This window comes from Sporosarcina sp. FSL K6-1508, from assembly GCF_038007465.1.
Classification (GTDB): domain Bacteria; phylum Bacillota; class Bacilli; order Bacillales_A; family Planococcaceae; genus Sporosarcina; species Sporosarcina psychrophila_B.
In genome coordinates this window covers 4,534,599-4,559,307 of record NZ_JBBOXF010000001.1, presented here as the reverse complement: position 1 = coordinate 4,559,307, position 24,709 = coordinate 4,534,599, and the positions used below count along the sequence as shown (strand labels likewise).

At 38.9% G+C, this 24,709-nt stretch carries 21 protein-coding genes and 3 pseudogenes; 17 read left to right on the top strand and 7 right to left on the bottom strand.

The annotated features are described in order from the left end of the window. The first annotated feature begins 22 nt into the window (after window positions 1-22). The 9 genes and pseudogenes from rfbA (at window position 23) to MKZ11_RS23200 (ending at window position 8,949) form a co-directional block, all read left to right on the top strand. Complete coding sequence (gene rfbA / locus MKZ11_RS23240; RefSeq protein WP_340796709.1) at window positions 23-895, top strand: glucose-1-phosphate thymidylyltransferase RfbA; 873 nt, start codon at window positions 23-25, stop codon at window positions 893-895. Next, a complete protein-coding gene (locus tag MKZ11_RS23235; protein WP_340796708.1) occupies window positions 896-1,975 on the top strand; it encodes a DegT/DnrJ/EryC1/StrS family aminotransferase in 1,080 nt (359 codons plus the stop codon). Next, on the top strand, window positions 1,972-2,529 hold the full coding sequence (locus MKZ11_RS23230; protein WP_340796707.1) for an acyltransferase: 558 nt from the start codon (window positions 1,972-1,974) through the stop codon (window positions 2,527-2,529). The genes MKZ11_RS23235 and MKZ11_RS23230 overlap by 4 nt, the downstream gene beginning before the upstream one ends. A gap of 6 nt (window positions 2,530-2,535) precedes the next feature. Beyond that, entirely contained in the window at window positions 2,536-3,549 is a 1,014-nt protein-coding gene (gene rfbB, locus MKZ11_RS23225; protein ID WP_340796706.1) for a dTDP-glucose 4,6-dehydratase, read from the top strand. A 354-nt stretch (window positions 3,550-3,903) separates the two neighbouring features. Next, a complete protein-coding gene (locus MKZ11_RS23220; RefSeq protein ID WP_340796705.1) occupies window positions 3,904-4,296 on the top strand; it encodes a MaoC family dehydratase in 393 nt (130 codons plus the stop codon). A 341-nt stretch (window positions 4,297-4,637) separates the two neighbouring features. Beyond that, on the top strand, window positions 4,638-5,945 hold the full coding sequence (locus tag MKZ11_RS23215) for a glucose-6-phosphate isomerase (RefSeq protein ID WP_340796704.1): 1,308 nt from the start codon (window positions 4,638-4,640) through the stop codon (window positions 5,943-5,945). Window positions 5,946-5,978: 33 nt separating this feature from the next. After that, window positions 5,979-7,671, top strand: a pseudogene (locus MKZ11_RS23210) (phospho-sugar mutase). 160 nt (window positions 7,672-7,831) lie between these two features. Next, complete coding sequence (locus MKZ11_RS23205; protein ID WP_340796703.1) at window positions 7,832-8,125, top strand: hypothetical protein; 294 nt, start codon at window positions 7,832-7,834, stop codon at window positions 8,123-8,125. 5 nt (window positions 8,126-8,130) lie between these two features. Beyond that, window positions 8,131-8,949, top strand: a complete 819-nt coding sequence (locus tag MKZ11_RS23200; protein WP_340796702.1) for a hypothetical protein — start codon at window positions 8,131-8,133, stop codon at window positions 8,947-8,949. A gap of 153 nt (window positions 8,950-9,102) precedes the next feature. On the opposite strand, the pseudogene MKZ11_RS23195 reads toward MKZ11_RS23200, so the two are convergent. Then, window positions 9,103-10,220, bottom strand: a pseudogene (locus MKZ11_RS23195) (IS4 family transposase). Between the two features lie 264 nt (window positions 10,221-10,484). On the opposite strand from MKZ11_RS23195, the gene MKZ11_RS23190 reads away from it, so the two are divergent. The 4 genes from MKZ11_RS23190 to MKZ11_RS23175 all read left to right on the top strand — a co-directional run bounded on the left by MKZ11_RS23190 (window position 10,485) and on the right by MKZ11_RS23175 (window position 14,525). Beyond that, a complete protein-coding gene (locus MKZ11_RS23190) occupies window positions 10,485-10,691 on the top strand; it encodes a hypothetical protein (RefSeq protein ID WP_340796701.1) in 207 nt (68 codons plus the stop codon). A 634-nt stretch (window positions 10,692-11,325) separates the two neighbouring features. Continuing rightward, a complete protein-coding gene (locus MKZ11_RS23185) occupies window positions 11,326-11,619 on the top strand; it encodes a hypothetical protein (RefSeq protein ID WP_340796700.1) in 294 nt (97 codons plus the stop codon). Window positions 11,620-12,379: 760 nt separating this feature from the next. After that, complete coding sequence (locus MKZ11_RS23180; RefSeq protein ID WP_340796699.1) at window positions 12,380-13,489, top strand: DNA sulfur modification protein DndB; 1,110 nt, start codon at window positions 12,380-12,382, stop codon at window positions 13,487-13,489. After that, the gene (locus tag MKZ11_RS23175) at window positions 13,476-14,525 is read left to right on the top strand and encodes a DNA sulfur modification protein DndB (RefSeq protein ID WP_340796698.1); all 1,050 of its coding nucleotides are present in this window, start codon (window positions 13,476-13,478) and stop codon (window positions 14,523-14,525) included. Before MKZ11_RS23180 ends, MKZ11_RS23175 begins: the two co-directional genes overlap by 14 nt. 160 nt (window positions 14,526-14,685) lie before the next feature. Here MKZ11_RS23175 and istB read toward each other — a convergent pair whose 3' ends face one another. Continuing rightward, window positions 14,686-15,444: an IS21-like element helper ATPase IstB gene (gene istB, locus MKZ11_RS23170; protein ID WP_340792503.1), complete on the bottom strand. Its 759-nt coding sequence runs from the start codon at window positions 15,442-15,444 to the stop codon at window positions 14,686-14,688. Further along, the gene (gene istA / locus MKZ11_RS23165) at window positions 15,441-16,727 is read right to left on the bottom strand and encodes an IS21 family transposase (RefSeq protein ID WP_340792502.1); all 1,287 of its coding nucleotides are present in this window, start codon (window positions 16,725-16,727) and stop codon (window positions 15,441-15,443) included. The genes istB and istA overlap by 4 nt, the downstream gene beginning before the upstream one ends. Before the next feature lie 112 nt (window positions 16,728-16,839). Here istA and MKZ11_RS23160 point away from each other — a divergent pair, with 112 nt between their 5' ends. Then, the gene (locus MKZ11_RS23160; protein ID WP_340796697.1) at window positions 16,840-17,259 is read left to right on the top strand and encodes a lysozyme inhibitor LprI family protein; all 420 of its coding nucleotides are present in this window, start codon (window positions 16,840-16,842) and stop codon (window positions 17,257-17,259) included. Between the two features lie 140 nt (window positions 17,260-17,399). Here the strand turns inward: MKZ11_RS23160 and MKZ11_RS23155 are convergent, their stop codons facing one another. Beyond that, window positions 17,400-17,957, bottom strand: coding sequence for a restriction endonuclease (locus MKZ11_RS23155; protein WP_340796696.1), 558 nt, complete (start codon window positions 17,955-17,957; stop codon window positions 17,400-17,402). A gap of 339 nt (window positions 17,958-18,296) precedes the next feature. Beyond that, window positions 18,297-19,085, bottom strand: coding sequence for a helix-turn-helix domain-containing protein (locus MKZ11_RS23150; protein WP_340796695.1), 789 nt, complete (start codon window positions 19,083-19,085; stop codon window positions 18,297-18,299). A gap of 510 nt (window positions 19,086-19,595) precedes the next feature. On the opposite strand from MKZ11_RS23150, the gene MKZ11_RS23145 reads away from it, so the two are divergent. Together MKZ11_RS23145 and MKZ11_RS23140 are read left to right on the top strand one after the other, a co-directional pair. Next, entirely contained in the window at window positions 19,596-20,498 is a 903-nt protein-coding gene (locus MKZ11_RS23145; protein WP_340796694.1) for an HNH endonuclease, read from the top strand. 627 nt (window positions 20,499-21,125) lie between these two features. After that, entirely contained in the window at window positions 21,126-21,365 is a 240-nt protein-coding gene (locus MKZ11_RS23140) for a hypothetical protein (protein WP_340796693.1), read from the top strand. Between the two features lie 337 nt (window positions 21,366-21,702). Here MKZ11_RS23140 and MKZ11_RS23135 read toward each other — a convergent pair whose 3' ends face one another. Beyond that, entirely contained in the window at window positions 21,703-22,872 is a 1,170-nt protein-coding gene (locus MKZ11_RS23135; RefSeq protein ID WP_340796692.1) for a hypothetical protein, read from the bottom strand. A gap of 699 nt (window positions 22,873-23,571) precedes the next feature. Between MKZ11_RS23135 and MKZ11_RS23130 the strand changes: the two genes are divergently transcribed. Further along, window positions 23,572-24,132: a competence protein ComK gene (locus MKZ11_RS23130; RefSeq protein ID WP_340796691.1), complete on the top strand. Its 561-nt coding sequence runs from the start codon at window positions 23,572-23,574 to the stop codon at window positions 24,130-24,132. A 181-nt stretch (window positions 24,133-24,313) separates the two neighbouring features. Here MKZ11_RS23130 and MKZ11_RS23125 read toward each other — a convergent pair. After that, a pseudogene (locus MKZ11_RS23125) lies at window positions 24,314-24,592 on the bottom strand (3D domain-containing protein); the annotation flags it as partial. Window positions 24,593-24,709: the final 117 nt, after the last annotated feature.

The following is a 24,709-nucleotide window of genomic DNA, read 5'->3' as shown; positions in this document are numbered from 1 at the left end:
TTTGGACTGAAGGTGTATTACTATGAAAGGCATCATCCTAGCTGGTGGTAGCGGAACGAGATTATATCCGATAACACAAGCAATTTCAAAGCAGCTTTTACCCGTCTATGATAAACCGATGATTTATTACCCACTCTCAGTTCTGATGTTATCAGGAATTCGTGAAATATTAATCATTTCGACACCACAAGATATTCCATTGTTTGAAAAACTATTAGGGGATGGTTCAAAGTGGGGTATTAGAATTGAGTATGCCGTACAAGACTATCCAAGGGGTTTGGCTGATGCGTTTATTATCGGAGAAAAGTTTATTGGAAATGATAATGTATGTCTTGTGTTGGGCGATAATATTTTTTATGGACAAGGTTTTACACCTGTCCTTAAAAAGGCAGCCGCACTTGAAAAAGGTGCCGTCGTGTTCGGTTATCAAGTAAAGGATCCGAAGCGTTTTGGTGTTGTAGAATTTGATGAGAACTTTGCTGCAATATCAATAGAAGAGAAACCTGAAAATCCAAGGTCGCAATATGCAGTTACTGGCCTTTACTTTTATGACAACTCAGTTGTAGAAATTGCTAAAAATGTAACACCTTCTCCAAGAGGTGAGATTGAAATAACCGATATAAACAAAGAGTATTTGAAAAATAATCAACTGAAAGTCCAATTGCTAGGTCGTGGTTTTGCTTGGCTAGACACAGGGACATTTGAAAGTCTATTAGAAGCTGGACAGTTTGTAGAAACAATTGAGAAACGTCAAGGATTTAAAATCGCTTGTTTAGAAGAAATTAGCTATCGAAACAATTGGATAACTGAAGACGATATTCGAACGATTGCAGCAGAATACAAGAATGATTATGGCATATATTTAAATGAATTAGTGGATGGTAGGTTTTCATGAATGATTATTCCAGTTACACAACCGTTTCTCCCTCCTATGGAAGAATACAATAACCGTATTGCTAAATTATGGGGTTCCAAATGGTTAACTAATAACGGAGTGTTCGTAAGAGAGTTAGAGGATGAACTTGCCTCCTACTTGGAAGTAACCTCGCTTAGTTTCGTAGGTAACGGAACTTTGGCATTACAACTAGCTTTAAAAGCTTTAGATATAAAGGGGGAAGTTATAACTACCCCATTTTCATTTGTAGCCACAACGACTGCAATAATTTGGGAAAACTGTGAACCTGTTTTTGTAGATATAGATTCGGAAACGTTGTGTATCGATGCAGATAAAATCGAAGAAGTAATTACTAAAAAAACAACGGCAATATTGGCTACACATGTATATGGTATCCCTTGTAATGTAGAACGAATAGAAGAAATTGCAAAGAAGCACGGTTTAAAAGTAATTTATGACGCTGCCCATGCATTTGGTGTTAAGTATAAAGGGAAATCTATTTTAGAATATGGAGATATATCGACACTTAGTTTCCATGCCACAAAGCTCTTTCATACTGTAGAAGGCGGGGGGATTGTTACTAATCTTGGACCGGAAATGGATAAACAGATTAAGTTGTTGAGAAGTTTCGGTTTTGAAGATGAATGTTATAAAATGGTTGGGATAAATGCAAAAAACTCCGAGTTCCATGCGGCGATGGGTCTTTGTAATTTGAAATACATTGATCAGATTATGGAAAAAAGAAAAGTGATTGCGGATACATATGATGCGCGACTACTAAAGCATTTTGTACGACCTAGCATATCAAAAAGTGTTGATTATAACTATGCATATTATCCAATAATATTTGAAACGGAACAAGAATTAGTGGCAGTAAAAGAAGCACTTGATAAAAAAAACATTCAAGCGAGAAGATACTTCTATCCGACATTGAATGAACTTCCATATTTACAAAGTTATTACCCATGTTTTAATTCAGAAGATATTTCGAATAGAGTGTTGTGTTTGCCATTATATAGTGATTTGAACATAAAAGATGTAGAAAGAATAATAGATCTTGTGTTGGGGGAATTAAAATGAGTTTTTTTAGTCAAGAAGAACTTAAAAAAATTGGGTTTGGAAATGTGGGAAAAAATGTTCGTGTTTCCAAAAAGGCATCTTTGTATAATCCCCAGAACATCTTCATTGGGGATAATACTAGAATTGACGACTTTTGTGTACTTTCGGCTGGAACAGAAATCCGAATTGGTTGTAATGTACATATAGCAGTCTTTGCATCATTGATCGGAAAAGGTAAGATAATAATTGATGATTATGCGGGTATTAGTTCAAGGGTATCTCTTTATTCCAGCGATGATGATTATACAGGTGAATATATGACCAACCCGACAATTGATAGGCAATATACAAATGTTACCCATGGGAAAGTTGTTATAGGAAGACATGTTATTATTGGTTCAGGTTCAATTGTACTTCCTAACGTAGTAATAAAAGAAGGTGCATGTGTTGCCGCTTTGAGTCTTGTAAAAGAGAATTGTCAAGCGTTTGGAGTATACATGGGGGTACCGGCAAAGAAGATTAAAGAAAGATCAAGAAAATTAATAGAGATTGAAGAAGAATTTAAACAAGGGTGATTTGTTATGAATCTGTTGATTACTGGAGGAGCTGGCTTCATAGGTTCCAATTTTATACCTTATATATTAGAGCAATATGAAGATATTCATGTGATCAATCTTGATAAATTAACGTATGCGGGGAGTATGAACAATCTTCAAGAAGTGGAGAATCATCCTCGTCATACGTTTGTGCAAGGAGAAATTTGTGACCGTGAACTTGTTGAGGATCTATTTGAGAATCACCAAATTGACTGCGTTATTCATTTTGCAGCCGAGTCACATGTGGATAATTCGATTAAAAATCCAGCGGCATTCGTGGAGACAAATGTGCTTGGCACGTTCATCTTACTGGAGGTTGCCCGAAAGTTTTGGATGGATGATGTCTCTAGTTATAAACCGGGATTCCAACACGCGAAATTTCACCAAATTTCAACGGATGAAGTGTACGGAACACTTGGGGCAGAAGGATATTTTACGGAAGAAACACCATATGCACCGAATAGCCCTTACTCTGCAAGTAAAGCATCTTCTGATATGCTTGTTCGGAGTTATTATCATACATATGGCATGGATGTCGTGACGACTAATTGTTCTAATAATTTTGGTCCGAAACAGCATAATGAGAAGCTAATTCCGACAATAATTCAAAAAGCATTAGCTCTCGAATCGATTCCGATATACGGGGATGGGCAAAATGTACGTGACTGGTTGTATGTGTTGGATCATTGCCGTGCGATTGAGAAAGTATTTTTTGAAGGAAAATCGGGTGAAACCTATTTAATCGGTGGTCATAATGAAAAAACGAATGTTGAAATCGCAGAAACAATTTGCGAGATTCTTGATGAGGTAAAACCATTAGAAAAAAACGAAGCGGTTTCAAGTTATAAAAGTCTTATTAAATTTGTTCAAAATCGACCAGGACATGACTTTCGTTATGCAATAGACGACCGAAAGTTCCAAGTTGAATTTGGTGAACCAAAGATTAGTGACTTTAAAGAATGTCTATTTAAGACGATACAATACTATATAGAGAAATGAAGCAGAAGACCCGAAAAATGTCGATTTGTTTGGATCGATTCTCCCATTCTTTATTCGGGCTTTTTTAGAATAAAATTCTTTGGGACTAAACGCGAATGGGGTTTATTACCAGAAGACAATCTGCTTTAAAAAAGATACTAACAAACGTCGCTTAGACGCAAGTAAAAAGGGAAATAAAAAAAATGCTTGTATCAGAGCTATTCAGAAAATGTATCACAATTCTATAACGATGAAATAAAGATTTGATATCTACGTGAATTGCTGTCTTGTTCCGCATGTTTGTTCAAACGTCATGGGAATGCCAGCAAAAGAAAGAAGTTAAGGCATTAGTATAAATAATTTGAGGTGAAATATATGAAAGTAGGAGAGCAAGATTCAATTAGTAAAGTAATAACCGCTAACGATATAGATCAATTTGCAGTTATTACATTGGATTCAAATCCAATTCATTTAGATAATCGATTTGCTGAAAAAACCCAGTTTGGAGAAAGGATCGCTCATGGAACTTTAACGGGAGGGCTAATAGGCGCGGTTTTAGGAACAAAAATCCCTGGACCCGGCACGATATTACTTTCACAAACATTGGAATTTAAAAACCCAGTTTATATTAATGATGAGATTACTGCTTCCGTTACGATTAAAAAAATAGATGTTAAAAATGCTAAGACTTTCTATCATTGCGATTCAATCTGTACAAATCAAAATGGAGTTATTGTCTTAGAGGGAAAATCATTATTAATCAAATGAAACAGTAAATCGTGATATGTAAAATGGACTTTGACATAAAAATGCTCAATCTAATTTGAATGTCGAGTACCAGGTTATATTACACAATTATAGAATTCGTTCAAGACCGACCAGGTCACGGCTTTCGTTATGCAATAGACGATCGAAAGTTTCAAGCTGAATTTGGTGAACCAAAGATTAGTGACTTTAAAAAATGTCTATTTAAGACGGTACAATACTATATAGAGAAATGAAGCTTGGGCCTCGAATAATGTCGATTTGTTGGGATTGATTTCCCTAGTCATTATTCGGTTTTTTTTAGAATAATGTTCTTCGTAGTGAAGAACGAAAGGAATTTATCAATGAAGACATTCTTCTTAGAAACAAGTTTATTGCAAGAATACATAAGTTCCGATGAAATGGACAGTTATCGCCAGCGTGTGGAATTAATTCACACTCACTTGCAACACAGCGAGGAGAATGAATCTGAATTGCTCGGTTGGCATCATTATCCATTGAATGATCAAGATGAGTTGCTGCAATCCATCGAGGACATTGCGACAGAGATTAAATTAAATGCGGAAGTTTTAGTCGTCATTGGCGTGGGGGGGTCATTTCTTGGGGCAAAAGCCGTCCAAGACGCGTTGTCACCTTATTTCGGTAGTAAGGAAAATGGCATTGAAGTAGTTTATGTCGGTCAGAATATGAGTGGCGCTTATATAAAGCAACTTGTTAACTATTTGGATGGGAAAAGCGTATATGTGAATGTCATCTCAAAATCGGGAAGTACGATGGAGCCGGCCCTCGCGTTTCGTGTGCTGCGCAATTATATGGAAGAACGCTACGGGTTCGATGCGAAACAGCGGATTATCGCGACGACTGATGCTTCCAAAGGCATATTAAAAGAGCTTGCTAATGAAGAAGGTTATCGAACATTTGTAATCAATAATGATATTGGTGGAAGGTATTCCATTTTGACACCTGTTGGACTCCTGCCGATTGCGGTTTCCGGGAATGATATCACGTCACTCCTTGCAGGTGCTAAAGCAGCGGCACAAGATTTACAAGAAAGTAGTTTGGATAAAAACAGCGCTTATCAATACGCCGTAATACGCCAAATACTTCACAAAAAAGGTTATGATATCGAATTGCTCGCTTCATTTGAACCAGCCTTAAAATGCTTTCATGAATGGTGGAAACAACTTTTTGGAGAAAGCGAAGGAAAAGAGAAAAAAGGGATATTTCCGGCATCTGTTACATTTTCAACAGATTTACATTCTATTGGCCAATACATTCAGGACGGTCAACGGATTCTTTTTGAAACGCTACTACACTTTCATGAAATCAGTGAGGACCAATCCATTCCGTTCGATGAATCCAATCACGATGGATTAAATTATTTATCACATCGCACATTCAATGAAGTTAATCGTATTTGCAAAGATGGGACTGCACTTGCACATGACGAAGGTGGTGTGCCTGTATTGAAAATTGAACTTGCGAAGTTAGATGAGTTTCACATGGGGTATCTTATTTTCTTTTTTATGAAGTCATGCGCCATGAGTGCTTATTTATTCGGTGTAAATCCATTTGATCAGCCAGGTGTCGAAGCGTATAAAAATAAAATGTTAAGCCTCTTGAAAAATACTGAATTGATTGGAGGGAAGTGATTAACTAGCTATCAAGATCACTTTAATGAATGGATGACATCGAACGTATTGTCATCTGATTTAAAGGATGAACTTCATTTAATCGAAGAGAATAAATTAGAGTTAGAAGAACGATTTTATCAGTATGTATCATTTGGAACAGGAGGCATGAGAGGCTTACTTGGCACTGGAACGAATCGAATCAATATTTTCACGATCCGACGGGTTGCAGAAGGGCTTGCGCTCTATATTAAATCCGCTGGTAAAGAAGCGATAGAGCGTGGTGTTACGATTGCTTATGATACGCGACACTTTTCAAAGGAGTTTGCACTTGAAACTGCCAAAACACTTGGGAAGGATGGGATACGTTCCTATGTTTTTGAAGAGAGTCGACCGACGCCAGAGCTTTCTTTTGCGGTTCGTTATTTCAATACATTTGCCGGCGTCGTCATTACGGCCAGCCATAATCCAAAGGAATACAACGGTTTTAAAGTGTATGGGGAAGATGGAGGCCAATTGACGCCTGAAGCTGCGAATAAGATTGTTCGCTTTATGGATGGAATTGAAAGTGTTTTTTCAATCGAAACAACTGACAGGGAGATATTGATTGAATCCGGTATCTTGACGCATGTTTTAGATGAAGTGGATGGTGCCTATTAAGAAAATCTACTGACACTCCGAGAAACTGAACAACTTGAAAACGAATTAAAAATCGTCTACACGCCACTGCATGGGGCGGGACTTGTTCCGGTGGTTGAGGGATTAAAGAGATTCGGTTTTCCGAACGTCCACGTCGTTCAAGCACAAGCAGTACAGGATCCTGAATTTCCGACAGTTGCCTATCCGAATCCAGAGGAGCGAGAAGCCTTTAAGTTGGCAATTCAACATGGGAAAATCGAGAACGCTGATATTCTTATTGCAACTGACCCCGATGCGGATCGTCTTGGGATTGCCGCACGTAAACAAGATGGAGAATACGAGTTATTAACTGGTAATCAGTTGGGAGCACTCCTTCTTCATTACATTTTAGAACAGAAAAAACAGCGGGGGACATTACCTACAAATGGGGTTGCTTTGAAGACCATTGTAACTTCGGAACTAGGGCGAGCTATCGCATTCAAGTATGATGTAACGGTCATCGACACACTCACTGGATTCAAATTCATCTCCGAGAAGATAGAAGAGTTTGAAAAAAGTAATGAATATAAGTTTATTTTTGGCTATGAAGAGAGTTATGGCTATTTGATTGGTGATTTTGTTCGGGACAAAGATGCGATCCAAGCCGCATTGATGACTGCCTATTATAAACGTCAGGGAAAGACTTTGTACGAGGCATTGGGAGTTTTGTTTGATGAATTCGATCATTACTGCGAAGCATTAGAATCAATCACGCTAGGTGGGATTGAAGGACAAGCGAAAATCCGAGAAATTATGAAGAAATTACGTGAACATCCACCCGAGTCAATTGCAGGCATTCCTGTGGAGTCGATTGAGGATTATCAGAAACGAACACGTACGCTGCGGGATGGCTTCATTATGCAGTTGGATCTTCCTGAATCTGATGTCATAAAATTAACTTTGGAAGACGGGTCTTGGATATGCATCCGGCCATCCGGAACAGAACCGAAATGTAAGTTTTACTTTGGTGTATGTAAGGATTCGGCGGAAAAAGCGGAAGCGTTGTTGAGGAATCTAAGGGAGAATTTTGATGAAGCATATAGGGGTAAGGCAATGTAACAACCTGTAATAATAAGAACTTATGGAAGCACAACTGCACTTGTATTTGGATTCGTTAATAAAAGGAATCAAACATTTGATTCAATACTTATATTTTAAATGGGGTGATTCTATTGTTTTTTTATTGTGAGTCAAAAAATAGTGGGACTGCAGTTTTAGATGTTCGAAATTTGAAAGAGCTTCAACAATGGTGGAACGAGCTTGAGTTAGATATGTGGAATTATGATGATCCAAGGAGCTTAGTTGAGGTCATGGGTTTAAAAAGTAAAAAGTATCGAGGGCTACGTGAAGGTGCATGGTATGATATACCCAACTCAGTATGGACTGGTTTTTCATTTAATCTTGAAAAGTACTCCAATTACCAAGAGGATGAAAGTTCATTACTTTTCCGATTATCCATCAACTGTAAAGGGCAAGAAGAAATTGATTTTGTATCTTTTAGGATTTATGATTTTGAGGAGTGATACTTTTGATTCATCATTTGCTAAGCGGACTTGATAGTTACCATGGACAAATCGAAGTAATAATTCGTGACGTAGGACATGGGAATTGGAACGAAATCCGTTTTGGTAATACTAGGATTATATATGATATAGGCGCACAAAAAGAGTGGCCAGCAAATAGAATTCAAAGTATTATTGATGCGGCTAAATTTAAGAAGAATGAGGAAATTTACATCTTTATTAGCCATTGGGATGTAGATCATTATCATGCTATTTTAAAACTTAATAAATCCCAATTAAAACAAGTTAAAGGTTTTTTCGCTCCAACTTTGCGAAATCCAAGAACACAAACTATGAATCGAGTATTAGAAAGATTAAACGATGCCGGTATCAGTGTTTCCACGATACCTTTTTCTATAAAGAAAAATAAGGGTAGAAAAATCGAACTGCAATTGGCGTATGGTGGAAATAGACTTAAAGTATTTCGATCCACAAAAACTACTTCAACAAATTTGAATAGTATTGTACTATCACTAGTTACTAACAGTAAAAGTGTATTGATGACGGGAGATCAAAATTATGAAAAGCTTCATGATTTTGTTATTAGTTCTAAGCCACCAACAATGCCAATGATAATGGTAATGCCGCACCATGGCGGATTTGCGGGAAATTTAGACACTAAAAAGTGGGGTATTATCCACCTAGATGAGATTATTATATCTTATCATGATAGTAACAGTTATGGACATCCATTAGCTATAAATCGTACAAGGGCAGAGACTTTATTAGTTACAAAACCTGTCTTATATACAAATGGTACTGGTAATAAAACTTTCAATATATAAAGACTCACTAGCGTTGCATAAATAACGACTGAAATTTCAGTCACTAAGTTTATGTTTTTTTTGAAAAAAAGGTAAATCTCTTAATAGAGGTAGCGTTGTCCATTTGGTATTTTTATACAAAAAGGCAGAGGCATCAGGCAAACAGAGTATTCGTTACGGGACGTTGGTGTTCTCGAAACGCCGTATCCAATGCCGTGCCTCTTTCCATAGTGTTGCTTTCAGCCATCGCGTAATTTGAAGAAGCGTCTTTTTACTAGTCGTTTCGTTTTGAGCCAAAACTGTCAAGCAGTACGTAATGAGCGCAAGATAAATCTGGTTTTTCACGGCATTTTCACTCATACCGTAGAAATGTTTAATCTTCACGTGCTGCTTAATCCATTTGAAAAACAGTTCAATTGCCCACGTGAACGATAGATTTCGCTGTTATCATCCGCTGAAAGATCAAATCGATTCGTGATTAAACGCATCTCTTTTCCTCGGTTATCGATAATATCAACGATGCGAAAAATGTTCTCCATGCGGTTCGTCGTCGATCCAATGTAGACCATTTTGTCGGCCAATACAGGGCTTCCTTCCGGAAGTGCAAATTCTTCTAGGACCCGTATAATTGCATTTTTTCTGAGTCTACAAACAAAAAAGAAGCCGTCATCTGTGAAGGTATCAAAGCGTTTATAGTCCACATATCCACGGTCGAATACATACATGGCTTCCTTATCATCTACAAGAACTTCAAGTTTTCCACGGTCATGTTCCTTGGCATTTGTCATAGCTTCTTATATCGGGATAGTGTGAACCGTCTTCGTTGAATATGAGTCGTAGATGTAGTTTATAACCCGATTTGGTTTTTCGGAACTCTGCCCTCTTAAAGTGATTCAAGTTCAATGGAATCGTTGTGGAATCAATAACTTTCAAAGGCATTTTTGTCTTTGGCGGTTGATCGCGTACATTTTATTGACTAACGAGGTCTAGAAATAGACTCGACAGGATGGCTGGATTGACCTGATTGTTTTTCCTGGATAATTGGGAAATGTTGATTGAAGAGAAACCCAGTGTATTTTGCAGGTTCTCATCTGCAAGAGCAGCCTCCATGGCATGAAGGCTTTCCTTTCCGCTCAAATGAGAATAAAACATCAAAAGTACGAAAGATTGCGTCGTTAATTTCTTCGTATAATGATCTTGTCTGTGTAAATCGACAGATTTTCTAAGTTTTTTGTGAAATTAATGGGTCCAATCCATTTACCAAATGAAGTTGTTAGTGTATTCTTGTCCATGCGATAGTCCTTTTTAGTGGATTTGGACAGGAACTACCTGTACAGACCATTATAAAGGACTTTTTCTTTTGGGTTCATTACAATTTTGAAGATTTGGGGAACTTTTAATTTTCGCTTTCAATTAATGCAACACTAGTGATTTGAAATAAATAGATTAATGTCTTATTGTATAAATATTGACCGTTAGGAATATATGTTCTATAATATTGATTATACAGAACTTATGTACGCTTCGAAAATATAGTTGGGAAAGTAGGTGTTTAAATGGGATCTTATTATGTTAATAAAAATTCACAGCCGAACGGAGATCATGAAGTCCACGTAAGTACATGCAGTCGGTTGCCACTTTCTGAAAACCGTAATTACTTAGGTGTTTTTGAAAACTGCAGGGATGCGGTTCGAGAAGCTAAAAAAAACTTTGCAACGGCTGATGGGTGTTATTACTGTTCAAATGCGTGTCATAAGCAATAAATCTATAAACCTATAAACCTATACACCAGGGATACCTGGTACTAAACATACTAAGATTAGTAGTGTAACCAAGGCATTGGTTTACACTACTATTTTTTTAGTGTTGGCTATCGAGTACTAAAGCAATTACTGACAATAGAAATTCGACGAGGAAATGTGTAGTGTTATCAACACTGCCCGAAGCGTCTAGCCCTTAAGGGAAAATACAGCCCATTTTTTATGTTCGAAAGGGATAGCGATTTAGCAAGCTACCCAACAACCACGAGACATACTTCAACTATTACGTTAATCTACTTAACAAATCCCGGACGAGTATTACTTTGCAAGTAATTCAAATGATTACTTTTCAACTTCGCCCATGTATACATAACGGACCAATTACTCCTATTCGATGGCTTTAAAAAAGCGTCTATCTTTGCTGGTGATTATTAGGGGAAGTTGCAAGTGGTACATGGGATGTTGCTACTGGTATTATCACTCAGGATGAAGAACAGTTAGATGCTGGGCTGAATGATAGGGGAGAGGCAATAGGAGACACTGCCAAAGCGGCTGGTCATACGATTTGTAATGTAGTTGAAAATGGAACAAGTGTTTTAACTGGTTTAATTGACGGAGATCCTGAACGACTAAAGGATTGGTGAAAGTCGTGGCGGTGGGTGTGTTGTCGTTTGGGGTAATTGATTTTATAGATGGAGCGGATGTCAATGACGATGGGCCGACAACGATTGGTTATGATCATTCAGCAAGTATATCGCCTTCTGATGGTGATGTCGCATTGGTGGATAAAACAAATAACCATCATGTTGAGCCGCACTGGAGAACATTACCGGACGGAACTCAGAGTTGGTTCTATGGAGACGGAAATACGTCAGTACATACGAATGCAGGATGGATACAAATAAAACTTGATTATAGGGTGAAGGGGTAGTGTTGTTCGTCATATACTACCTAAGTCACTAAGTGGAACCGATGAATTTAAAAAACTAGTAGTAGTGAATCAATCTGTGAACAGATTGATTCATGCAATAACAGACGAAACGATTGAACGATATATGCAAGAACTTAAGTTGAATGGAAAACCGCTTAGGTGCGATGATTAATGAAAATTCATTTGGTCATGATCAAACTGGTAGCACCTATATTTAAAAGAAAATGAAAAAGGTATGTGACTCTATCGATACTTTTCATAAAAGCGGGACAACAAGGGATAAAAAATAGTTGATCGAGAACCCGCGTGCACGGTAAAAGTGCAGGACAAACGTTAAAGATGTGAGGAATAAGAAATGTAAAAAAGTAACCAAAGGATTGAAAAGTATAGTGAAACTCACTTTGGTCTTAGGAAGAGAAGTCACCAATATCCGTCGATACGGATGTAACTAAAGAAACTGATTCGTACATAAATGACCAACGCTCGCTAATAACCCTGCTTCCGACATTGCGTCTGGAGTGGGGTTTTACTGTACCAAAATATAAATACCGTCTAAGCGGTAGAGAAAGTTAGGTATTTTCGATAAATCAATAAAAAAGATTTATATTTTAATCTAAACTAACTGATTTGTAAAGGATCTAATAAAAAAGCGACTTAATTAATAAACAATCAATATAAATGAGTGAAAATTGCAAAAGTAATTAGACAGTCGAGAAGGCTTCGGATATAATAATTGGAATGGATTAGGAGGTTTTTAATTATGTCTAACACGGGAGTCCTAGCGAAATTAAGAGGAACGATGTATAACCAGTTTGGGAAACAGGTTCTATCCACCCAAATAAGATTCTCAACATTAGAAGCGATGTTTGAAATTGATCATGAAGTCCAGCGTCAGCTAGATCCGAGAAGAAGAGCTGAAATACGAGATTTCATAATGGATTCAATCGAAAAAGGCAAACACTTTTATTTCTCGACCTTCATTTTTTCGAGCAGGAAAGGGTTACAACAAGTCGATGGGGGATTTGAACTTGAGCCTGGTAGTAAGGTGTACGTTATCGATGGACAGCATAGAACGTCTGCTCTATCTTCGGCCATTAGTCATTTTAAATCACAAAAAGAAGTGGCGGAAGAAGCGGGCGATTATGAGGGTGCAAGAGTGGTGCAAGGGTATATCGATAGCCTTATGTCCTACCCTGTAGCTATGCAAGTATACTTGGAATTGGATCAGAAGGAAGAGCGCCAGATGTTTACAGATTACAATACAGAACGAATAAATGCTCATAAGGGGCTGGTCATGCAATACGATCAGCGCGACGAGTACATCGAACTCACAAGGCAAGTGGCAAATCAATTAAAGAGTAGTTTGGATATTGAGTTTGAACAATCAAGATTGACCGCCCAAAACTCAGCGATAACGTCTTTGACAACGATGCGCAAATGTCTTATTGCAATGTTCGAAGGGATCATAGGAGTGAAAACAGGTACGCCTTATTACCGAGGTTGTAAACCAACTGAGGTACCTAAAATTGCAAAACAGTTCTTCCAGTCGTGGACAAGCCTATTTCCTCGGAAAATGGCCAACCGGAAACAATACGTTACAGGACTTACAGGTATCCAAATCGCATTGGCAACTACTGTTTATACACTAACAAGAGAAAATTCAATTACACATATCGAAGCGATTAATATGTTGAAACTACTAAACAAGCAATGTACATGGAGGCATGATGATCCTCTCTTTGCACATATGTATGATCATTCGTCCCAAAGAATTACAAGTCATTCAACGACGACTGCTATCAATAAAACATTGCTTAGATTTTTGTTGGTCATCAATCAGGAAAGGGGGAAATTGAATGATTATCAGTGATGTATTTGAAAAGCGACAGACAATCGTAATTTACACCTTACAAGAGTTGCTTAACATGTTGGAAGATAATCAGTTAACTTTGGGGAAAACCAATAAGGTTCAAGTGAGGATGATTCGAAAGTATATAGTCGACAATGTACTGACAGAGCAAATCTATTTGCCGCCGATAGTTGCACGACTGGAAGGAGGTAGTTTAGATGATGGAAAACCGACCCAATTGACCGTTATTGATGGCACGCAAAGAATGAAGGCTTTGTCACAATTGAAATCCGTCATACTAAAAACGATGAACAGTGAGGATGAAGAAGAACGGAAAAAAGGGTTCAAGTTACATTATACGTTTGACGAGATTGAGGTGGCAGTTCAAGTTTTCGAGGGCCTTACTACGAGCGAAGCGGATCAAATGTATGTCGATTTGAATACGAAAGGCAAAAAAGTATCCCTATCTAAACGGATTGCCTACGACTCACGCAATGATATCAACCAAGCGACGAATCGAATTTTACAAAGCAACCCATTGTTAAGGCAAGCTGGCGTGGAGCAGGAAAAGCATTCAGTCATGCGTCCGAAAAATAAAAAATTACTATCGCTTTCACAATTACGGCAACTTGTGGCATTGTTCGTAACAGGGAAGACAATTGCTAGTAATCTGGCACTCGAGACGGAAGTTCAACTGCAAAGCGAAGAGAATATTGAATTGATCAATACATGGTTTGAGGAATTATTTAAATTGTATCCTGTTCATTCGATTGGTAATTATGAAGTGTCAATGTTAGCGAGCTTCCCTTTGCTAACTGCGATTGCCACTTATGCAGTCGAGGGAATGGAAAAGATGTCTTTTGAAGAAAAGAGGCAAGGAATTATTGAGCGGATGCGCAAATTGAGAGCGGTTACTTGGGAACGGAAAAATCCTATTTGGAGGGAATTCGAAGGTTCTGAAAGAGGAAGAGAAAAATATTATTACTTAGCGAATAATAAGAAAAGTATTGGGTCGTTGGTCGCTTGGCTGCGGCTTAAAGGAGGTGAGTTAAATTAGGGTACCAGGTACTCAAACAATTTCCTTCAAAATGGAGAAATTTGCAGATTTAATAATGGAATTAGACCGATTTAAACATAATCTAGACAGATATCTGTAGACTGGCCTACAAATGTCAACCAATCTATGTACAAAAACGCTCACTTAATGATGTACAAAATCACTCACCTTCTGGAGCTAGATGATCTTTCAAACGATAAGAATTTCCAACGATGGTAACCACCGTTGCGTGATGTAAAATACGATCTAATATCGCATTTGCTAACTTGGTTTCCTGAAATACCTCGTCCCAGGATTTGAAGTTAACATTAGTAGTAAAGATTGTGCTACGTTTTTCATAACGCATATCTATCAGCTGGAAGAATAGTTTTGCATCCTCCGCATCAATCGGTAAATAGCCTATCTCATCGATTATGAGTAACTTATACTTTGTGTAGTGTTTCAAGCGGCTTTCTAAACGGTTTTCTAAGCGGGCCCGCTTCAGGTTCTGAATCAAGTCATGACATTTAATAAAGTAAGTGCTAGTACGTTTTTTAGCGGCTGCGATGCCAATCGCTGAAGCCAAAAATGTTTTTCCGACTCCACTAGGTCCCAGAAATACGATGTTTTCGTTCCCTTCAATAAAACGTAGCGTAAGAAAATCTTGAATTTGCTGTGGATTTAGCGAGGGTTGGAATTCAAAATCAAAATCCTTTACCTCTTTTAAATTTGGAAATGCACCCACTTTTACCATCGCGTGAACCATGTTTTTTTCACGTAAATCGATTTCATAGTTTGTCAGTTTAATTAATGTATCGATAAATGACAGCTGATTGTGGATACCGAAGTCGATGACTTCGTCTAAATACGTTACCATTTGTTTCAGTTTCAAATACTCCAAGTTCTTCAGAAGCTGTTGATAATTTGTTTGCTGCATCATGCGTCATACACCTCTCCAATGGCTTTTAGATTGTTTTTAGCTAAAGCCTCAATGTCTGGATAATGGGGAGCTGATATTTGCAGCGTTTCTTTATAATCTGAAGGACGAATATTTAATTTCCGATTCGATATAGGGTGGCGCGCAATGCACTCCATGTTATAATAAATCCATAATTGATCATCTAGTACTTGTATCCCTACCTTTTGGCCGATGTACTTAGTGGGCACTGAATACTGGTTGGCTTTGTAGGAGATCATACTTGATGTATTCACCTGTACAAGCTGATGCTTGATACGGTAAGAGTTCCTTATTTTTTCTGCTGGTAGCGGAAGAAGGGAACTCTTTTCTTTTTCTAACGCAAATGCTGGGATTTTCCCTGAACCTTGATGAAAGGATTGATTGACTCGATTCATCAACTTTTCAATGAATTGATAGAGTTCGTTCAAGGTCAGCTGACCTTGATAGGCATGAATTTCATCTATAAATTTCATTTGAGTTTCTACTTTCCCTTTCGTACGGGGACGACCTGCAATACACGGCCTAACCTTGAAATCAAAGTCCTTCGCAAAAGCAGCGAACCGGCTATTTACTTTCCCTGGATTATCTTCTCTTCGTGGCACATCCATAATCGTTTTTGGATTATCAGTTACGATTTCCTTCGGAACACCTCCTATTTTTTCAAATGCCTCCGTCAAAAAGGAGAATAAAACATCTTGTGTTTTTCGTAATGTAAGAGTGAATACGCGGAAACGTGAATACCCTAACACAAGCGCTCCTACATTTACCTCTATTTTTTCTCCATCACTTGTTTCGAATGGAATACTTTCTTTCCAATCGAATTGTGCTTGTTGGCCAGGCGGTGTTTCAAATCTTGTCGTCCCTTTAGGTGAAGGCACGCGCACCTGCTCTGTGAAATAGGCAGCGAACTCTGGCTTTTTTGAAATATAACGACGAAAAGTAGATTGAGCACATTTTAACCCATGATTGTCCGTTAGGTATTGCCAAAGTACGCGTCGGTAATAAAAGACTTGCTTCGAGTCCTCAGATAAAAGTGCTGCAATTATTTCGTAGTATTCATCTAAAATCGCTATTTTCTCTTTTGTTTCTTTTGGTGTAAATCCACTTAGGTATTTATCAACCGTCCGCCGATCTATACCCATTTCCCTTGCCAATTGGCTTTTGTTAATTTTCATTTTTAGATTCTCCATTAACTGTTTGAATTTTGTTAAGTCTGAAAGACTATTGATTTCAAAATCCGTTTGAACATCTAGCGTTATGTACATACCAATCACCTCATGATTAGTATGCTAGAAAATGAGGCAAAAGTGTACATTTTTAAGTTAGCGCATTTGTACATAAATATCGTAGCATTTATAGACTGGCCTACAGTGGTATTTGAGTGATGCAAAGAAGAAGCAACAAGTCGCCGCTGAAAAGAAAAGACAGACACCCTCTGGTAAAAGAGATAAATATTTTCAAAAACTTCACCAAATCGAAGCTAGCTTGTCGGATCTCGAGTATCTAACCAAAGACGGCGTCACCTCAGAATTGATTGAAGCTGAATCCGAGAGATACGAACGCTGGGACGATGCACTCAATGAGATTTACGGAGTCCTAAAAACTCAACTCTCAGAGAGTGAAATGAACGCCCTACGGAAAAAACAACGTGCATGGATTGCCTACCGCGACCGTACCGCAAATGCAGAAGGCGCCAAATTTGCAGGCGGCAGCGCAGAACCTCTTGCCTACATAGGCACCATGGCAACCCTAACAGAGGAACGTTGCTATGAATTGGTGGAAGAGTATATGAGGTGAATATTTGGTGCTAATCAACATTGAACAAATGTCTCACTACCCTGAGTAATTCTGAAAAAATACAATGGTTGTGTAACTAGTCACTTGCTTTGGCTCAGAGGCACCAACACATTCAATCCCACATCACGAACTTCTCATCATTACTGAAAGTGCTTGGAAAATCTTTCATTCATCGAGTCCCGACCATTTAGAAGATGATCCATTAGTCCTTTTGAATGGGTGTCTATCCACCCCATTTTGACGCCTAACCAATACTGTGATAGGTCATAGCCGTTAATCAATTCAATCCCTTGTTCTGCCGCGAAACTTTCAGCTTGGGGTGAATAGTTGTTGGTTGAAACGAAAAAAGCTCCTTGTGCTTTACGCGTCACTATATTGGATTGCAATACAACTAAAGGATCATAGTCTATATTATTTTCTGGTTTGTAGCATTTAACCTGTGCAAGATAAATGTCACGGTTTGGAAGGGTATGGACGATGTCGACACCAAAGTCACCCGGCGACGGAGTGACCTTCGCTCTTCCACCCAGCACGTTTTCCATGACGTTAGCTACAAAGGTCTCAAACAATAATGGGTTCTCCGCACTAGGAAGGATACCAGCCTTTTTCCTCTTACGTTTTTCTTGTATATCTTCCTCTCTAAACCGGTGATAAATGCCTAAAGACAATGTCTCGTATACCTTTTCTTCGCTGTTCATATCTTCTAAGCCCCTTCGACACTCACTTGCATTATTCTTTCCATCTGCAAAGGAATTCAATCTACTTTCTGTGAAACGCCCCTTCTCCAATCATGCAGTCGCCTTCGAAGACGCTTTAGATTCTTGCAAGCCAAGGCATTTAAATAATCAATGACAGACACAACGTCGAGATCGTTCTCGACAATCTCTTTTTTAATACTCTTATTCTTTTAGGTTATTGCTAGGGGCATTTTGCCCTCTGTAGAGGGGGCAATCTGCACTTCCTCTTGGGCGGATGTTGCCGTCATCGATGGTGCATTTTGCACCGCCTTGTATCTTGCGCAGGTACGGTTTTAGATTTCATCGATAGAAAAATTCCTCAACGGCCACATCATAATCCATGAAAGCCTCGCTGAATAACGCCTCGTCGATGAGTTCGCGCAAGACACCTGAATAATAGCCAGGAAGATTCCGGATCTTTTTCAGTTTGGTTGCCTGCACAGAAATCCGCAGTGCCTGGAGTGCTAATACTTCAAAGAGCTCGCCTTTATCCGCATGAATGCTAAATTTCAGCATTTGCAGGGACTGGTGGCGATAGACGCCATAGAAGTTGCGTGCCAATTTACTTTCTCCGATTGTTGAAGAAAGTAAAGATTTCATTTTGCTGAAAAGCGTTGTAGGCAATACTTCCGCAGGAGACGTTTTTTTAAGATCTTTAGTAGTTATAGCTTTAGAAAGTAAGGCTTCGGGTTGCGAAATAGTAGGTTGCGGCTTACTGTCAGTAGGGTTTTCATCCTCTTCCGGCCTGTTCATTTTCGACTGATCATGAAAAGGCTTAATGACATAAATATTGGCGCCAAGCCCGCTCATGACGGGACGGATAAAGTGAATGCGTTCGATGATTTCAAGCTTTTCTAGTTTACGGATGGCGCGTCGTACGGTTGCGTTAGATTTCTTGATGGCCTTTTCGATGGTTTCGTGTTTCAGGTGGGCAGCGCCGTATTTTACTGAGTAGCGGCGAATCATATCGAGAACAGCCCGCTCGGTTTGGTTCATCGAATTCCAATGCGCGTGTGCATGTTGCAGAGTTGCTTCGTCAAGGTCGTTTGTGTTTGTGAAGTGTGCGTGTTCTGTTAGGTACGTTTTCATTGAAAGTATCCCCTTTTATTCTTTATATAGAAGAAAATCGGGGTAAAGGATACATTGGTATGAAAAAAGTTTTTTTGATAATTTTTGGGGAGGTTCACCGCGACGTTGGTCCGTCTTATGCCTGTCGGAGCTGAGCGGCTCCTTCCACTTTTCTTACACTAATTCACCTCTCTATTTCATGAGCAGCCGCCCCCTCCGTTTTTTATCCCCTGCAACCGTAATGCCAATTCACTCAGCACATTCAGCAAGCGCAAACCCTTCGATGAATAGCCATTGGACAAGATTGGGAAGTACTTATTTGGATAGTAATGCATCTCCATGCTTTACTTATAACTTTTTAATAAATCTGCTCGGGCTTAATTGCTAACAGAGCGGATTTTTTTATATTTTATGGATCCAATTAATTCAATCCGTTAGTTCTATTTATCTACCAAAAGATATGTTAAAATCATAGGTATAAGGATATAATTACCTCCAAATAAAAAAAACTGTGAATAAGGGGATGGAACTATGGAATTCTTCCGGAATGTCGGACGTGGGGTTAATGTAATTGGCGGAGGTGTAGTGGAAAGTGGCGTGAACATCGCAAGTTCAATCGTCGGGGCCACGTTTCCGAATGCAGGGGCTTACATGAAAGAAGTGGGCGACACGGTTGTTCATTCATCGAGGACCGTCATTACGAATACAAGTCAATTTGCGGATGGGGCAGCAACTGGAATCTATGGTGTTGTCGCAAAGGATGGTTCGAAGGCTGAAGAAGGTTGGCATGATGTGAAAGAGGCGTCATCCAAAACGGCAAAAGGAATGATTGGTGGCGTGGTGTATACGGGTAAAAGTATTGGACAGACAGTTCAAGGAGTGGTTGCACAAGATCGTGAGCAAGTGGTGGAAGGGTTGAAAAATGTCGGGAAAGTGAGTGTAGTGGCTATAGTTGGTATCGGTGTATTGGATTTTGTGACTGATACGGATATTGCTCATGCTCATGCGGAAGAATTAGATACGCGTAACGCGCATTTGGAAGGTTCTTCACATGCCGTGACAGGTGTGGAATTTGAAAGACAAGTTTATGAAACCGATACAAACGGGGTTTATACGGGAGTCTTTCCTGAGTTTCATTCCGCTTTTGACGTTAAGTTGCCTGAAGATACATACCAAATGTCGGATACGGTTCACATTGGAATCGCGAATATGGAATTGTATGAAGCTATTCAAGGTGATCCTACAATTGCGGCTGACCTGGGGTTTGATGAACAGGCTGTTGAGAATCTGAAATCGTCGGTGACACCAGAAGGCTATGAATGGCATCATCATGAAGAACCTGGAAGAATTCAACTTGTAGATGAAGAAGTGCACAGCCAAACAGGGCACACAGGGGGGCGTTCAATTTGGGGTGGGGGCACCGTGTCTCGTTGAATGGAGTACATAAATAGTTCGAGTACCAAGTACTCATACAATTACTGTATTTAAATGACCATCATCCTGACAGCACCAAGCAATTGCTCTTTCATCCGGATACATATTGATAAAACCAAATGGAACCTATTTAAGCCTAGAATGAGTTAGTTTGCGATAAGTAGGGGGAGTCAGTGGTATATGATTTTTCAACAGTTTATAGCAATGATTCGCCCATTCTAGGTCTTCTACTCGATGCACAAATTGAAATTGCGGTTTTCTTCTTTTCTGCTTTGTAATGCTGCCATCCCCTAACAACTCGCCACAGAAATACGGACAAAATTCGTCATACTCGCTCATTATAAACTCCACCAAAAGGTAAGAACGCAAAGTCTTATACTACTAAAGCCGTTTGAAACATTCCTTCCCGAGCCGATATAAACTATAGAGGAATTCGAGCGCGTCACCCACTCATGCAAACGTGAAAATAGTAGTGACTGTGGTGGTGGAAACCACTTCCAAGTAATTTTAACTATTCAGTTGCATTGTCGCTGGATGGCTCGTCGTAAACTTGCCACCATCGTTTATGTAGTGTTTGATTGGTTTATATGCCATGTGTTAAGAAGCTGTTGACGAGGAGGAAGCAACATGAATCAGGACCAACAAGAACACAAGAAATCTCTGGAACAACAGTTGCAATGGACTAAGGAACGGATTCAAATCTTGGATGAGATGGACGTAAAACTTCATGAAATGAAAAGGATCGCTGAATATGCTTTGGACCAGCACCTTTCAGTACTTGAAATCGAGAGACTGAATGGTGAAATGAATGTATTAAAGCTTGAATTCAGTTCCTTGGAAAAACTGTTATATCCTGTTCTTCAGTAGGATGAATTTTTTTGTATTTTGCCCAGGTGCTTTTTGCCTATACTGTTTAATGATGGTTGTGCAATGGTATCCGTTGGCATTAGCAGTAGCCGATGATGAAGCGGTGCAAAATCATTTTAAAAGTTCTTAAGCGCATGCAGGAATTTAACAAAAGTGATTGATGTTAGAGTCCTACATGTAACCTTGAGGTAGTAATGATGAACAATGTAAGCTCACTTATATACTTAGGTATGGGATAGGAGCTATTTACTGAAACCTTTAAGTTGTTCACAGGAGAAAAAATGATAACAAAAAAAGCCGGTATCCATGGGCAGGATATCGGCTGTGTTGTATCCAATTAAATCGTCTCTTGCTTGCTGGCTGTTTGTTTAGTCGATTTTTTAACGATGAAGTAGGGTATCCATACCAACAAGGGGAAGAGGACGGATGCCCCAAAGAGAGTTAAGTTTGTCGGTGCATCGACACCTGTCTCGCTAACTGAAAGGATGGTCCATGAGAACCCTAAAATAATGACCATAAGCGAAAAGGTGATCATGTAAAACCAGCGTAAATAACTTCGCAGGCAATAGAAGAATAGAAAAGCGCCCAAAGTGAAAATGAACAGGCCGGGAATCATGCTGTCTACCAGAAAGGGTATAGTCTGTCCAAGCTTTTTCAGACAAAATACAGCCAAAAACATCAGCATGGAAACAAGCCAAATGGTAAGAATCCAAGTCTTAAAAGTATGTTTCTGCCTTGCTTTTTTAAGTTCGGGATCTTTAGCTTCTTCTTCCGCACGTAGTTTTACCTCTTTATCCTTCCATTTTGTCCAAATCTTCGGTTCGGCGGTAAGCCAAGTGCCTGAAAACGGGAAGTCAATTAGCTCTTCGCTAGACTCGAAATAGTCCAGTCGTTGTTCGTCGTTTAGGAATTGTGTATCGTTCCTATAAATCTGGCGCGCTGTATACTGAATCGGTATTTGCCGATCTTGGAAATGGCGGAGCCAGACATTCATACTGTTATCCCCGTGGTTTGCAAACGGAAGATTTAACACTTTCTGTTGACCGTCTTTTAAATAGCGAATATACAAGATCGGACCAGTTTCGGAAATCACTCTTCCCAAACCAACTGTGTTAATAGTTTGCCTGATAATATAAGAAGAAGCGATGACCGATGTCAGAGAAGAAAACAGTATCACTTGTTGAATTGGCAATTTACTATAGGCTTCAGTCCATTCTACTGATTCAATTTTATTGTTGAACAATGTAAAGGTAGACAAGTGATTATTGTGCCAAGATAGCCTTTTTAAATTGCGAAGGCAACCTCTGGCAATCCAAAAACCTAACGGGATTAAGATGAACAGTATTAACAGCCAGATTATTTGATACGTCATATAAAGCACAATGGGTACCACAGCAAGAGCGATACCGAATAGAGCACCGATAGTAATTACAATTAAATGAAAAATCCACCAGAATGGTTCCATTTTCGGTTCCTCATATGTATGAACAATCGTTTTTTCTTCCATAATGCCTCCTCATACTAATCCACTTCTACTAATCTACGAAACTTGGATAAAAAAAGTTTCATTGATGTTTAAGGGATTTCTTGAAAATAGGTGCCAGCATAATGAAATACACTACAGTTTTATTCAGCTTGAAAGAATTTGATATAACTTTTATGAATACGTATCAAATGGTAAGAGGCTTCCAAATTACAATTAGTTAACATAGTGAACCTGCAAAATAATTATAGGGGAAATTCAAGTATGTTAAATTGAAAGATATACTACTAATCTTATTGCATTGAAATATTGAGAATTATTGGACTTAAGTTATTATTTTAGTATATAATGGGACAAAAGACGAGGGGAAATTTTACTATGTTCCCGAAAAAATGATGTTAGCATCGACAAAAAGGACTGATGAATAATCAGTTTGAAAAAATAGGTTATCCTTATTCGAATATATTTTCCACTTGAGATTGTTAGGAAAGAAGCAGCAAAACTTTATAGGGAACAACATGAAGAGTATTGTGACGTTTCCCGCTTGGCTACGCCGTAAAGGAGGTGAGTGAGGTGTGAAGTTGAATTCCAAAAAGGAAATCCCCGGGTCAATATAGTCCCACAAGACGGACCCGAGGATACGGATTGGAGTATACCAACCTATAGTTAGTATACTCCCTTTTGCAACAAAACATAAGAAGAAATTCAAAAGGGGGAAGTGGGATGTATTCAACTAATTGTATACTAAAGTATGACGCTATTTTGGCTTTACCAAAGCATGATGAGCATGGTAATTTGTTCACCGTTATAATAGGGACCAATGGCCCGGTTGAGGTAGAATTGGGTCCGACTGCACTTATTGATTTCAATTTGCGCTATTATGGCTCCAGTCTGCAAGGGGCTCGTGATGGAGCAAGGTTTATTTTAGGAGAAGGTAAGATGTATCCAATTGTCATGAATGAAAGGCTTGACCTTTACTGGTTACCAAGTAAGTCACCTTCTCAAGAAGATTGTATCTGGTTTGCCTTGCACCATATTGATGGATATATCGGCATAGGCAAAAAGGAAACAAGGGTTAGATTCAGCAATGGCAGTACCATCATTGTTGAGATGAGTGAATATGTGTTTGATAATAAAGTTCAAAAAGCCTATAAACTTAAAGGGCAAACAGAAAGAAGAACAAAGGAGAATTTATGGAGGGTAAGTGAATCAGCAGGTCATTATCATATTGCCAAAAAAGATAACGCTATTAATTACGAAGTAACAGCCCAATATAAAAGATGAAATCATGGTGAGCCGCGAATTGATAGAGTGCGGCTCACCATGATTTTTAAGTTGCTTAATCTTTGTTCACAACGTTTTTTCGCTTTTGGAATTTAATTATTCGCTAACCATTTCGGATTGTTTAGGTGTAGATCTCCTATAAATAAAAAATGAGCACGAGGGTCACCTTTTATCAACCGTATCAATTTAGTATCTTGATCGTAACCGTTTTGTTACCCCAATTAAGTGCATCTTGTTCATTTGGAATAAAGACATCAATGCTTTTTCCGTTAATAGCACTGCCGATATCTCCTGCGATGGCCTCGCCATAACCTTCAACCCATACGCGTGAACCGAGTGGAATCACTGTAGGATCAACTGCAATAACCTTTTCATCGGGATTTGAACGCAAGTCAATTCCTGTCGCAGTTACGCCCGAACATCCTTCACAAAATGCTGTATACGCCGTTGCTTTCACTGTTATTTCTTTTGCTGTAGACGAGGTGGGAGCATTTGCTACTGTATTAGAGAGTACCGGCGCTGAAGCCGCTTTTAATCCTTCTAAGTAAGCGTCAAATACTCCCCACCTTCTAACCCC

What these genes read in the sequence shown, in the direction of transcription:
- MKZ11_RS23135 (WP_340796692.1), bottom strand. Translation starts at nt 22,872, where the DNA reads ATGGAAGAAAAAACGATTGTTCATACATATGAGGAACCGAAAATGGAA.
- MKZ11_RS23235 (WP_340796708.1), top strand. Translation starts at nt 896, where the DNA reads ATGATTATTCCAGTTACACAACCGTTTCTCCCTCCTATGGAAGAATAC.
- rfbB (WP_340796706.1), top strand. Translation starts at nt 2,536, where the DNA reads ATGAATCTGTTGATTACTGGAGGAGCTGGCTTCATAGGTTCCAATTTT.
- MKZ11_RS23175 (WP_340796698.1), top strand. Translation starts at nt 13,476, where the DNA reads ATGATTATCAGTGATGTATTTGAAAAGCGACAGACAATCGTAATTTAC.
- MKZ11_RS23180 (WP_340796699.1), top strand. Translation starts at nt 12,380, where the DNA reads ATGTCTAACACGGGAGTCCTAGCGAAATTAAGAGGAACGATGTATAAC.
- MKZ11_RS23150 (WP_340796695.1), bottom strand. Translation starts at nt 19,085, where the DNA reads ATGAAAACGTACCTAACAGAACACGCACACTTCACAAACACAAACGAC.
- MKZ11_RS23130 (WP_340796691.1), top strand. Translation starts at nt 23,572, where the DNA reads ATGTATTCAACTAATTGTATACTAAAGTATGACGCTATTTTGGCTTTA.
- MKZ11_RS23215 (WP_340796704.1), top strand. Translation starts at nt 4,638, where the DNA reads ATGAAGACATTCTTCTTAGAAACAAGTTTATTGCAAGAATACATAAGT.
- MKZ11_RS23230 (WP_340796707.1), top strand. Translation starts at nt 1,972, where the DNA reads ATGAGTTTTTTTAGTCAAGAAGAACTTAAAAAAATTGGGTTTGGAAAT.
- istB (WP_340792503.1), bottom strand. Translation starts at nt 15,444, where the DNA reads ATGATGCAGCAAACAAATTATCAACAGCTTCTGAAGAACTTGGAGTAT.
- rfbA (WP_340796709.1), top strand. Translation starts at nt 23, where the DNA reads ATGAAAGGCATCATCCTAGCTGGTGGTAGCGGAACGAGATTATATCCG.
- MKZ11_RS23220 (WP_340796705.1), top strand. Translation starts at nt 3,904, where the DNA reads ATGAAAGTAGGAGAGCAAGATTCAATTAGTAAAGTAATAACCGCTAAC.
- istA (WP_340792502.1), bottom strand. Translation starts at nt 16,727, where the DNA reads ATGTACATAACGCTAGATGTTCAAACGGATTTTGAAATCAATAGTCTT.
- MKZ11_RS23145 (WP_340796694.1), top strand. Translation starts at nt 19,596, where the DNA reads ATGGAATTCTTCCGGAATGTCGGACGTGGGGTTAATGTAATTGGCGGA.
- MKZ11_RS23190 (WP_340796701.1), top strand. Translation starts at nt 10,485, where the DNA reads ATGGGATCTTATTATGTTAATAAAAATTCACAGCCGAACGGAGATCAT.
- MKZ11_RS23155 (WP_340796696.1), bottom strand. Translation starts at nt 17,957, where the DNA reads ATGAACAGCGAAGAAAAGGTATACGAGACATTGTCTTTAGGCATTTAT.
- MKZ11_RS23140 (WP_340796693.1), top strand. Translation starts at nt 21,126, where the DNA reads ATGAATCAGGACCAACAAGAACACAAGAAATCTCTGGAACAACAGTTG.